The following is a 12,204-nucleotide window of genomic DNA, read 5'->3' as shown; positions in this document are numbered from 1 at the left end:
CCAAGACATAATAGTGAGTCCTGGATACCAATTACTTATTAAAAGATACATTAGGCACAAGCAATGGCACGTTTTTTCCAACCAAAAAAGAAAACTCAACTCGAGACCAAGCATCAATCGGTTTTGGTTGAACGAATGGATCACAATGGCGCTGGCATCGCTTATCAGAAGAATAAACCTGTTTTCATTGATGGCGCATTGCCCGGTGAGCAGGTGGTTATTCAACTTACTGAGAGCAAAAGTAAGTTTTCGCGAGCAAAACTCATCAAATTACTTAAACCGAGTGAGCTGCGTTTAAAGCCATTCTGTAAGCACTTTAATCAGTGTGGTGGCTGTCACCTTCAACATCTTGGTTACGCTTCTCAGGTTGAGCATAAATCGCAATCTTTGACGCACCTGATGAGTCAATACCAAACGGCTAACACCGAAGTTGTTGAGCCGATTGTGGGTGATGAAACCGGCTATCGACGTCGCGCGCGTATCAGCCTGTTTGTTGATAAGAAGACACAGCAGCTTCAGTTCGGTTTCCGTAAGAAACAAAGTAAGCAGATTGAAAACATCACCGATTGTGCCGTGCTGGATCCTCGCCTTAATGTATTGCTGCCAAAACTGAAAAGTTTGCTCAATACTTTCAGCAACCTTACGTCTTTAGGACACGTTGAATTGGTGTTGGGCGATACTGGCCCGGTGATGGTGCTACGTCACCTTAAGCCTTTGGTTGAGAAAGATGAGCAAGCATTGATTGCACTCGCTAAAGCGGAAGGTGCCACGTTGTATACTATGCCTGAAACGGACAAGCTCGTTCGTTTAGTCGGTGATGTGCCAGCTTATAGCGAAACAGGCGTGACTTTACCTTTTGAGCCAAACCACTTTATCCAAGTTAACCAGAAAGTGAATCAGCAAATGGTTGCTCAAGCGATTGAGTGGCTAGAGCCTCAAGCCGATGAGCGAGTGCTCGACCTGTTTTGTGGCTTAGGGAACTTCAGTTTGCCTATTGCACAACAATCTGCGTTTGTAGTGGGTGTTGAAGGTGTTGATGAAATGGTTCAACAGGCCACATCTAACGCAACTTTAAATCAATTGAGTAATACAGAATTCTACCAAGCGAATCTTGAAGAAGAGCTCTCTTCACAGCCTTGGGCAAAAGAAAGATTTGATAAAATCTTACTTGATCCAGCACGTGCTGGAGCGAGTGGGATCGTTGATCAAATTTCAGGGTTAGGTGCGAAGCGTGTGGTTTATGTTTCGTGTAATCCTGCTACTCTAGCTAGAGATTCAGAGAGCTTAGAAAAACAAGGCTATCAATTAGCCAAGCTGGGTATGTTGGACATGTTCCCACACACCAGTCATCTAGAATCGATGGCTCTCTTTATCAAGGCTTAGAGGCCCTTAAACAAGACTTAAAAATGAATCACAAAGGTGCAGGGAAGCCTGCGCTGATATCAATATGAGTCGAACTAACTTGGAATCAGTTAGTCATATTGAATTGGGTATAAAACATAATAACTAGGAAGGCATGATGGTTGCGGTACGAAGCGCACATTTAAACCCAAGCGAACAGTTTGAGCTAGATAATTGGATTGCGTCACTGAATCAAGACGCGAAAACCTCGAATAAACTGACCAAAGTTTATCGTCACTGTGAAGAGCTATTAAAAGATCACGAGCAAGGCGAGCTTTTGCTTTGGCGTGGGCGCGAGATGATTGAAATCTTGGTCACCTTGTCTATGGATCGCGCAACTTTAGTGGCAGCGCAACTTTTCCCTGTCGTATCAAGCGGTGTTTTTGAGCGTGAAGCGTTTGAAGAAAGTTACGGAAAGGAAACCGTAAAGCTGATTGATGGCGTGGAAGAAATGGCGGCTTTGGGCCAGCTAAACGTCACCCTTGAAGGCAGTGCTGCCTCGGGTCAAGTCGATAATGTTCGACGAATGCTGCTTGCGATGGTGGATGACTTCCGCTGCGTCGTCATCAAACTAGCAGAGCGAATTTGTAACCTAATAGAAGTAAAAAAGGCTCCTGATGCTGTGCGCCGTGCGGCAGCAAAAGAGTGTGCCAATATTTATGCTCCTCTAGCAAACCGTTTAGGTATTGGTCAGCTAAAGTGGGAAATTGAAGACTACGCTTTCCGCTACCAACAACCCGATATCTATAAGCAGATTGCTAAACAGCTGTCTGAGCGCCGTATCGTGCGCGAACAATACATCACTGACTTTGTTGACGATTTAACGTCAGAAATGAACCGCTCAAGCATCAATGCTGAAGTCAGCGGTCGACCAAAACACATCTACAGTATTTGGCGTAAAATGCAGAAAAAAGGCTTAGAGTTTGATGAGCTTTTTGACGTACGTGCGGTGCGTATTATCGCAGACCAACTGCAAGACTGTTATGCCGGTTTAGGTGTGGTTCACACCAAATATAAACACCTCCCAAGTGAATTTGATGACTATGTGGCGAACCCTAAACCCAACGGTTATCAATCGATTCATACCGTAGTTCTTGGCCCTGAAGGCAAGACCATTGAAATTCAGATCCGTACCAAGCAGATGCATGAAGACTCTGAATTAGGCGTTGCAGCGCACTGGAAGTACAAAGAAGGTGCTTCAAGCGGCGTACGCAGTGGCTACGATGAGAAAATCACCTGGCTTCGTAAGCTTATCGACTGGCAAGAAGAGATGTCGGATTCTGGTGAAATGCTGGATGAAGTGCGCAGCCAAGTCTTTGATGACCGTGTTTATGCCTTTACACCTCGTGGTGATGTGGTCGATTTACCAATGGGTGCAACACCGTTGGATTTTGCTTACCACATCCACTCGATGGTTGGACACCGTTGTATCGGTGCCAAAGTAGCAGGTCGAATCGTCCCGTTTACTCATAAGCTGGCGATGGGCGATCAAGTTGAGATCATCACTCAAAAAGAACCGAACCCATCACGTGATTGGTTAAACCCGACCACAGGCTTTGTTCACTCAAGTCGAGCTCGTGCAAAAATTAACGCCTGGTTCCGCGCTCAGAGTCGTGAGAAAAACCTTGAAGCCGGACGAGATATTCTTGAAGTCGAATTAGGCAGAGTCGGAGCGACGCTGAAAGATGCCGAGCAATACGCGCTGAAACGATTCAACGTCAATACTCCAGATGAACTATATGCGGGTATTGGTAGCGGCGATATGCGTATCAACCAAGTCGTTAATCACATCAATGCTTTAGTCAACAAGCCGACAGCGGAAGAAGAAGATAAAAAAGCGCTCGAAAAGTTGCTTGAGTCTGACAATAAGCCCGCTCATCAGAGTCGTCCGAAAAAGGATGCTGTCGTCGTTGAAGGTGTCGATAACCTAATGACCCACTTGGCTCGTTGTTGCCAGCCAATCCCAGGCGATGTGATCAAAGGTTACATAACTCAAGGTCGCGGTATTTCAGTGCACCGTAGCGATTGCGAACAGTTAAGTGAACTTAACCTACATGCACCCGAACGTATCATCGATACTGTGTGGGGCGATGGTTTTGTCGGCTCGTATATCTTAACGCTGCGTGTAGAGGCCCTAGAGCGCACAGGCTTGTTGAAAGATATAACGTCACTGTTTTTGAACGAAAAAGTCAGTGTGACGACAATGAAGAGCCGTATTGACTATAAACGTCAACTGTCGGTGATGGATTTTGATTTGGAAGTGACCAATATTGAGATTCTGAGTCGAGTGACGAGCCGAGTAGAACAAATCAAAGATGTCATGAGCGTAAAACGCCTCGGCTAAAATTCTCGTCATACTTGAAGCTGATGGCGTTGTTGCCTGCGCGCACTCGCTCAATCACATAGACAAGCTATGCTCAGGAGTCTCGCTTGCTTGTCGCCTAGCCACAGTTTCAATTATTTAGAGAATCAGACAGTATCAACAAAGGTGAGTGGTTTTGGCTGCTCACCTTTTTTAGTTTTAGAAGACGTTATAAATTTAAAAATCAAAGACAGTGAATAGGAAGAAAACGATGAATCACCCGATTGAACAACTTGAACAGAACATGACTAAGCTGCGCGATCCTGAAAGTGGCTGTCCTTGGGATTTAAAACAAAATTTTGAAACAATTGTGCCGCATACTATCGAAGAGACCTACGAGGTGGTGGACGCGATTCACAATAAAGATTGGCCGAATCTACAAGAAGAGTTGGGCGACCTGCTGTTTCAGGTGATCTTCTACAGCCAACTGGCGAAAGAGCAGGGCTTGTTTGAGTTCTCTGATGTGGTCGACGGTATCAATGAGAAGCTAACGCGCCGCCATCCGCATGTGTTCTCTGATACTGAGTTTGCCAGTGATGAAGAAATTAATGCGAACTGGGAAGCTGAAAAAGCCAAAGAAAAAGCACAGGCAGGCAAAACTCAAGAAAGTATTCTAGACTCAATACCAAACTCTCTACCTGCACTTTCGCGTGCTACAAAGATTCAAAAGCAAGTCGCGAAGTTTGGCTTTGATTGGGACTCTATTGGTCCCGTCGCTGATAAGGTTTTAGAGGAAGTTGATGAGGTGCTAGAAGAAGTTCTTCAAGTAACGCCAAATGAAGATTTAGTTGAAGAAGAACTGGGTGATTTGTTGTTTGCTACCGTCAATTTAGTGCGACATTTGGGTAAAAATCCAGAAACGGCTCTCAATAAAGCCAATCTAAAATTTTCACGCCGCTTTAAAGGTGTGGAACAAAAAGTTCGTCAGCAAGATAAAATTTTGACCGACTTTTCTCTACAACAGCTTGATTCCATGTGGGATGAAGTCAAAGTGGCGGAGAAAAGATCATCAAAGCTTTTATCATGAATTGATTTGAAGCAAAAAATAAAAAATTGCAGTGTGATAGATTTCACGTTGTGGCGATAAGGGGCTTCTGGTATATTTTCATCCCGTCCAGAAGTAATCCATTTCCCTCATTCAACCAATTTCAGGTTAAACATGACGACAAATTACATTTTTGTTACTGGCGGGGTTGTATCCTCTCTAGGTAAAGGTATTGCAGCAGCATCTCTTGCGGCTATTTTAGAAGCTCGTGGTCTTAAAGTGACTATGATGAAGCTTGACCCTTACATCAACGTTGATCCAGGCACTATGAGCCCGACTCAGCACGGTGAAGTGTTCGTTACGGAAGATGGCGCTGAAACTGACCTTGACCTTGGTCACTATGAGCGATTCATTCGCACCAAGATGACTAAGCGTAACAACTTCACAGCAGGTCGTGTTTATGCTGACGTTCTACGTAATGAACGTCGTGGTGACTACCTAGGTGCAACAATCCAGGTTATTCCACACATCACTAACTCTATCAAAGAACGTGTAATCTCTGGCGCTAAAGGCCACGATATCGCGCTTGTTGAAGTTGGTGGTACTGTAGGTGATATCGAATCTCTACCATTCATGGAAGCGATTCGTCAGTTAGCAGTAGAACTAGGCCGTGAACGCGCAATGTTCATGCACCTTACTCTAGTGCCATACCTAGCAGCTGCGGGTGAAGTGAAAACTAAGCCAACGCAACACTCTGTAAAAGAGCTACTGTCTATCGGTATTCAACCTGACATCCTAGTTTGTCGTTCCGATCGTGTTATCCCAGCAAACGAACGTAAGAAAATTGCTCTTTTCTGTAATGTACAAGAAAAAGCCGTTATCTCTATGAAAGATGTAGATTCAATCTACAAGATCCCACAATTAATCCGTGCTCAAGGCATTGATGATCTTGTATGTACGCGTTTCGGTATCAATGCACCAGAAGCTGATCTGTCTGAGTGGGAACAAGTAATTTACGAAGAAGCTAACCCAACGGGTGAAGTGACGATTGGTATGGTTGGTAAGTACATTGAACTGCCTGACGCATACAAATCAGTAAATGAAGCGCTGAAACACGCAGGCTTGAAAAATCGCCTAAGTGTCACAATTAAATATGTAGATTCACAAGATGTTGAATCTAAAGGCACAGAAATTCTACAAGACCTAGATGCAATCCTAGTTCCTGGTGGCTTTGGCGATCGTGGTGTTGAAGGTAAGATCCTTGCTGCACAATACGCTCGTGAAAACAAAGTACCTTACTTAGGTATCTGTCTAGGTATGCAAGTTGCTCTTATTGAGTACGCTCGTAACGTTGCGAAGATGGAAGGTGCACATTCTTCTGAATTCTGCAAAGAAACTAAATTCCCTGTTGTTGGCCTAATCACTGAGTGGATTGACGGCGAAGGTAAAGTTGAAGAGCGTACTGAAAAATCTGACCTAGGCGGCACAATGCGTCTTGGTTCACAGCTTTGTCACCTTGCGAAAGGGACGAAAGCTTACGAATTATACGGTAGCGCGACGATCCATGAACGTCACCGTCACCGTTACGAAGTGAACAACAATCTTCGTCCACAAATTGAAAAAGCGGGCCTAAAAGTATCGGGTCTATCTGCGGACAAGAAACTGGTTGAAGTTATTGAGAACCCGAACCACCCATGGTTCGTTGCTGCTCAGTTCCACCCAGAGTTCACTTCAACACCTCGCGATGGTCACCCATTGTTTGCAGGTTTCGTTAAAGCGGCTGGCGAATTCCAGCGCGGCGAATTAGAAAAGTAAAAAGGAATCCAGGTAGCTGCGTAAGTTGTGCTGCTACCTTTAAATTTGACATTTATATATTCAACGAGAAGGAAACATTCAATGTCTAAGATCGTTAAAGTTCTAGGTCGTGAAATCATCGATTCACGTGGTAACCCAACTGTAGAAGCTGAAGTACACCTAGAAGGCGGTTTCGTAGGTATGGCTGCTGCTCCATCTGGCGCATCTACTGGTTCTCGCGAAGCTCTTGAGCTACGTGACGGCGACAAATCACGTTTCCTAGGTAAAGGTGTTCTTAAAGCAATTGAAGCTGTAAACGGCCCAATCGCTGACGCTCTAGTTGGTAAAGACGCTAAAGCACAAGCTGACGTTGACCAAGTTATGCTTGACCTAGACGGTACTGAGAACAAGTCTAAGTTTGGCGCTAACGCTATCCTTGCTGTTTCTCTAGCTAACGCAAAAGCTGCTGCTGCTGCTAAAGGCATGCCTCTATACGAGCACATTGCTGAGCTAAACGGTACTGCTGGTCAGTTCTCTATGCCTCTACCAATGATGAACATCATCAACGGTGGCGAGCACGCTGATAACAACGTTGACATCCAAGAGTTCATGATCCAACCAGTTGGCGCTAAAACTCTTAAAGAAGGTCTGCGTATCGGCGCTGAAGTATTCCACAACCTAGCTAAAGTTCTTAAGTCTAAAGGCTACAGCACTGCAGTTGGTGATGAAGGTGGTTTCGCTCCTAACCTTAAATCTAACGCTGAAGCTCTAGAAGTTATCGCAGAAGCTGTTGCAGCTGCTGGTTACGAACTAGGTAAAGACGTTACTCTTGCTATGGACTGTGCAGCATCTGAGTTCTTCGACAAAGAAGCTGGCATCTACAACATGAAGGGCGAAGGTAAAACTTTCACTTCTGAAGAGTTCAACCACTACCTAGCTGAACTAGCGAACAACTTCCCAATCGTTTCTATTGAAGACGGTCTTGACGAGTCAGATTGGGATGGCTTCAAGCACCAAACTGAACTTCTAGGCGACAAGCTTCAAATCGTTGGTGACGATCTTTTCGTTACAAACACTAAGATTCTTGCTGAAGGTATCGAGAAAGGCGTAGCTAACTCTATCCTTATCAAGTTCAACCAAATCGGTTCTCTAACAGAGACTCTAGCTGCTATCAAGATGGCTAAAGACGCTGGCTACACTGCAGTAATCTCTCACCGTTCTGGCGAAACTGAAGATGCAACTATCGCTGATCTAGCGGTAGGTACAGCTGCAGGTCAAATCAAAACTGGTTCTATGAGCCGTTCTGACCGTGTTGCTAAGTACAACCAACTTATCCGTATCGAAGAAGCTCTAGGTTCTAAAGCTCCTTTCAACGGTCTTAAAGAAGTTAAAGGTCAATAATTCCTAGCGAATTATTCATCTAAGCTTTTTAAATGCCTCGCTTATGCGGGGCATTTTTTTTGCCTCAAATTCGTCATTCCCTAGACTGACGAAGAAAGGAGTAGGGAACTTCATTGTTACCACTCACTATTCTGTCCAATAATTCCTCGACTTATTGATCCCCTGACACCACATATCTCGCACCAATAAGCGCATTATGGTATATATGTGCCTTATTCTAGTTCCTTCTTTTTCAACCGGCGAAAGGTGTTATGCGAATTTTTGCTTTAGTACTGCTCATAGTGTTTGGCTGGCTACAACACACACTGTGGCTCGGTAAAAATGGTATTTCTGATTACTACGGTGTGAACAACGAAATCCAAGTTCAGCAGCAAGTAAATGAAAAGCTTCATCTTCGTAATGCAGAGATGTTTGCGGAAATCGACGATCTACGCCAAGGCTTAGACGCGATAGAAGAACGCGCACGTCATGAGCTGGGTATGGTGAAAGAAGGCGAAACGTTTTATCGTATTATTGGTGAGGAATCTCATTAATGTCCAACCAACTTCAAAGCGTTATTGCAGTGGTCCCCGCTGCGGGCGTCGGCAGCCGAATGAAGGCAGACCGTCCCAAGCAATATCTTCAAATTCACGGTAAAACGATTTTAGAGCACACGGTTGAGAAACTGTTGTCTCACCCTCAGGTGTCTAAAATTGTGGTAGCGGTCAGCGACGATGATCCTTACTACCCTGAATTACCGCTTAACCTTAACCCGCAGGTGATCAGAGTTTCAGGCGGAACGGAAAGAGCCGACTCGGTGCTTTCTGCTCTGGATTATATTACTCAACAGCAACTCAGTGACTGGGTGATGGTGCATGATGCCGCTAGGCCTTGTATCCAGCTGAGCGATATCGACAAACTGATCTCTGGGGCCATGACCCATGATGTGGGGGCGATTTTAGCTGCGTCGGTTCGCGATACAATGAAACGTGGTGTGCAAGGACAAATTGAACACACGGTCGATCGTGTCGATCTTTGGCATGCGCTTACCCCTCAGATGTTTCGATCTAAGCCTTTACGGAAAGTCTTGAGCGAAGCCTTGCAACAAGGCGTTTCGATTACCGATGAGGCCTCTGCATTTGAGTGGAAGGGTTTATCACCAGCATTGATTGCTGGGCGTTCAGATAATTTTAAGATTACTCAGCCTGAAGATTTAGCTTTGGCTGAGTTTTATTTAAGTCAGAATAAGGAATAATGATGATTCGTATTGGTCATGGCTTTGATGTGCATAAGTTTGGCGGTGAAGGCCCAGTAATTATTGGTGGCGTGAGCATTCCTTACGAGCAAGGGCTTATTGCACATTCAGACGGAGATGTCGCCCTTCATGCGTTGTGTGACGCTTTGCTAGGTGCTATTGCTGCGGGTGATATTGGTCGTCATTTCCCCGATACTGATGATGAGTGGAAAGGCGCGGATAGCCGTGAACTGCTTAAAGATGTATATCGTCGAGTCAAAGAGCAAGGTTATGAGATCGGTAATGCTGATATTACTATCATGGCTCAAGCTCCTAAAATGGCACCTCATATAGACTCTATGTGCCAAGCTATTGCACAAGATTTAGAAACTAGCATTAGTAATGTGAATGTAAAAGCGACGACTACTGAGCGTTTAGGTTTTACAGGTCGCAAAGAGGGCATCGCGTGTGAAGCGGTGGTCCTAATTACCAAAAGTGCGTAAGCACCAACACGAAAAGAACAGCATGTCAGATATTTTATCTTCATTGGTTTACCTAAACGGTAAACCAACTGCGAAAGCAAAACTAAAAGCAAAAGCCGAACACTTTGTCGTTAATGAAGACTTGGGTTTTGAGTTCACTGGTGAAGGCGAACACCTAATGGTTCGTATTCGTAAAACGGGTGAAAATACGAGTTTCGTTGCAAACGAACTGGCTAAAGCATGCGGTGTTAAGTCGAAAGACGTGAGCTGGGCGGGTTTGAAAGACCGTCACGCTGTTACAGAACAGTGGTTGAGTGTGCACTTACCTAAAGGTGAGCCTGACTTTTCAGCTTTCTTAGCACAATACCCAAGCATTGAGATCTTGGCGACAGCACGTCACAACAAAAAGTTACGTCCAGGCGATTTAGTTGGCAACCAATTCGAGCTAACTTTGTCTGAAGTAACGGATTGTGATGATGTGGTAAAGCGTTTAGAAAAAGTCGCTCAAGTGGGCGTGCCAAATTACTTCGGTGCTCAGCGCTTTGGTAATGAAGGTAACAACTTATCTGAAGCTCGTCGTTGGGGTCGTGAAAACGTTCGTACGCGTAATCAGAATAAGCGCAGCTTGTATCTTTCTGCGGCTCGTTCTTGGATTTACAACTTAATTCTTTCTGACCGTATTGAGCAAGATGCGTTTGCGTCGGCATTGGTTGGCGATATTGTCGTGAAAGACGGCGCTCAATTAGCGGTAACAGCGGATAACATCGAAGCGGTAAACCAAGACATCGCGAACGGCTCTGCGTTTATTACTGTTGCTTTAGCAGGAGATAATGCGTTACCGACGACGGATGCCTCTCAAGCTTTAGAGCAGAAGCACCTTGATGCTGAACCGGATCTAATGGCTCTTATTTGTGGCAACCGTATGCGCCATGATCGCCGCGAAGCTTCGCTGAAGCCGATGGGTTTAGCGTGGGAAGTGAACGAAGACAATGTCACTCTTAAGTTCTCTCTCGATTCAGGTTGTTTCGCAACCGCTATTGTTCGTGAATTGGTTGAAGAAGTTCACGTAGAGAGAAGCTACGAGCAATAACGATTCTGCTTGGAGCGAAGTCACTTGATATCGGAAATTAAGTGACTTGGCATTGGAACAAAAGAAAGGATACAAGATGAAGATTTTACTCAGCAACGATGATGGTGTGCACGCTCAAGGTATTCATGAGCTGGCCAATGAATTACGTGATCTTGCTGAAATTATCATTGTGGCACCTGACCGTAATCGCTCGGGTGCTTCAAATTCATTAACTTTAGAACAGCCTCTACGTGTTCAAGAAATTACCGAAAATACATATTCGGTACAAGGGACACCGACCGACTGTGTACATTTTGCGTTAAATGAACTGCTAAAGAATGATATGCCTGATCTGGTATTAACGGGTATTAATCATGGTGCTAACTTGGGTGACGATGTGCTTTATTCAGGTACAGTGGCAGCCGCAATGGAAGGGCACTTTTTAGGCGTTCAATCGGTGGCGTTTTCTCTGGTGGGTAAAAAACATTTTAAGACAGCGGCGGCCATTGCTCGTCGTATCGTCGAACAACATTTAGCAAACCCAATCCCAACCAATCGCCTGTTAAACGTCAATATCCCTGATTTAGCGTTAGAGCAGTTGTCTGGTACTCAGGTGACACGCTTAGGTGCTCGTCATCATGCTGAAGATATGATTAAGCAAAAAGACCCACGAGGTCATGATATCTACTGGCTTGGTCCTCCGGGAAAAGAGCAAGATGCCGGTGAAGGCACGGATTTTTACGCTATCGAGCATGGCTTTGTATCGGTAACACCATTACAAGTTGACCTGACTGCGCACGAGTCGTTGGGTGCGATGACAACTTGGTTAGAGGAGAAGTAAGTGAGTAATCCGCATGCAGAGCGCTTAATTACTTTTCTGATTGAAAATGGTATTCAGGATCAAAAGGTTCTTGATGCTATTTATCAACTGCCGAGAGAGAGCTTTTTATCACAGGCGATGTATCATCAAGCTTATGATAATAATGCGCTTCCTATCGGACAGGGCCAGACGATTTCTCAGCCGTACATTGTTGCTAAGATGACAGAGTTGCTAGAATTACAGCAAGATAGCCGTGTTTTAGAAATCGGAACTGGCTCAGGTTATCAAACGGCGGTCTTGGCTCAACTGGTTGATCATGTGTATTCGGTTGAAAGAATTAAATCATTGCAATGGGATGCCAAGCGTCGTCTTAAACAGCTCGATTTCTACAATATTTCAACCAAGCACGGTGATGGCTGGCAAGGATGGTCTTCGAAAGCCCCTTTTGATGCGATTATCGTAACTGCTGCCGCAGAGTCGATTCCTCAAGCGCTTTTGCAACAGCTGAAAGATGGTGGTCGCTTATTGATTCCTGTTGGTGATGACGAACAGCAATTGTTGAAGATTGTTCGCCATGGTGACGAGTTTTTATCGAGTGTTATCGAGATGGTGAGATTTGTACCTCTCGTCCCTGGTGAGCTAGCTTAATAAAAGACTAATGGTGTAGGTGGATAGAG

The 12,204-nt window shown here is 44.9% G+C and carries 11 protein-coding genes; all 11 read left to right on the top strand.

Features of this window, described 5'->3' with window-relative positions; genetic code table 11:
* Nucleotides 1–63 precede the first annotated feature (63 nt).
* The 11 genes from rlmD to AC3CID_RS13220 all read left to right on the top strand — a co-directional run bounded on the left by rlmD (nt 64) and on the right by AC3CID_RS13220 (nt 12,175).
* Nucleotides 64–1,383 (top strand): 23S rRNA (uracil(1939)-C(5))-methyltransferase RlmD, encoded by a 1,320-nt coding sequence (rlmD, locus tag AC3CID_RS13270; protein WP_488526661.1) that lies wholly within the window; start codon nt 64–66, stop codon nt 1,381–1,383.
* A gap of 136 nt (nt 1,384–1,519) precedes the next feature.
* Nucleotides 1,520–3,745, top strand: coding sequence for a GTP diphosphokinase (gene relA / locus AC3CID_RS13265; protein WP_004735390.1), 2,226 nt, complete (start codon nt 1,520–1,522; stop codon nt 3,743–3,745).
* 229 nt (nt 3,746–3,974) lie between these two features.
* A complete protein-coding gene (mazG, locus tag AC3CID_RS13260) occupies nt 3,975–4,790 on the top strand; it encodes a nucleoside triphosphate pyrophosphohydrolase (protein WP_428785166.1) in 816 nt (271 codons plus the stop codon).
* Between the two features lie 132 nt (nt 4,791–4,922).
* Complete coding sequence (pyrG, locus tag AC3CID_RS13255) at nt 4,923–6,563, top strand: CTP synthase (RefSeq protein ID WP_114634010.1); 1,641 nt, start codon at nt 4,923–4,925, stop codon at nt 6,561–6,563.
* Between the two features lie 81 nt (nt 6,564–6,644).
* A complete protein-coding gene (gene eno, locus AC3CID_RS13250) occupies nt 6,645–7,943 on the top strand; it encodes a phosphopyruvate hydratase (protein WP_004735393.1) in 1,299 nt (432 codons plus the stop codon).
* Nucleotides 7,944–8,194: 251 nt separating this feature from the next.
* Nucleotides 8,195–8,476, top strand: coding sequence for a cell division protein FtsB (gene ftsB, locus AC3CID_RS13245; RefSeq protein WP_004735394.1), 282 nt, complete (start codon nt 8,195–8,197; stop codon nt 8,474–8,476).
* Nucleotides 8,476–9,177 (top strand): 2-C-methyl-D-erythritol 4-phosphate cytidylyltransferase, encoded by a 702-nt coding sequence (ispD, locus tag AC3CID_RS13240; protein WP_428785168.1) that lies wholly within the window; start codon nt 8,476–8,478, stop codon nt 9,175–9,177. The genes ftsB and ispD overlap by 1 nt, the downstream gene beginning before the upstream one ends.
* A 2-nt stretch (nt 9,178–9,179) precedes the next feature.
* The gene (gene ispF, locus AC3CID_RS13235; protein ID WP_029225100.1) at nt 9,180–9,659 is read left to right on the top strand and encodes a 2-C-methyl-D-erythritol 2,4-cyclodiphosphate synthase; all 480 of its coding nucleotides are present in this window, start codon (nt 9,180–9,182) and stop codon (nt 9,657–9,659) included.
* A gap of 22 nt (nt 9,660–9,681) precedes the next feature.
* A complete protein-coding gene (truD, locus tag AC3CID_RS13230) occupies nt 9,682–10,728 on the top strand; it encodes a tRNA pseudouridine(13) synthase TruD (RefSeq protein WP_428785169.1) in 1,047 nt (348 codons plus the stop codon).
* A 76-nt stretch (nt 10,729–10,804) separates the two neighbouring features.
* Nucleotides 10,805–11,548, top strand: a complete 744-nt coding sequence (gene surE, locus AC3CID_RS13225) for a 5'/3'-nucleotidase SurE (protein ID WP_004735400.1) — start codon at nt 10,805–10,807, stop codon at nt 11,546–11,548.
* Nucleotides 11,549–12,175, top strand: coding sequence for a protein-L-isoaspartate(D-aspartate) O-methyltransferase (locus tag AC3CID_RS13220; RefSeq protein WP_004735402.1), 627 nt, complete (start codon nt 11,549–11,551; stop codon nt 12,173–12,175).
* The last annotated feature ends 29 nt before the right edge of the window (nt 12,176–12,204 follow it).

The sequence above is a fragment of the Vibrio sp. QJM3NY_21 genome (assembly GCF_057785975.1).
This window is presented reverse-complemented; position numbering and strand designations above follow the sequence as displayed.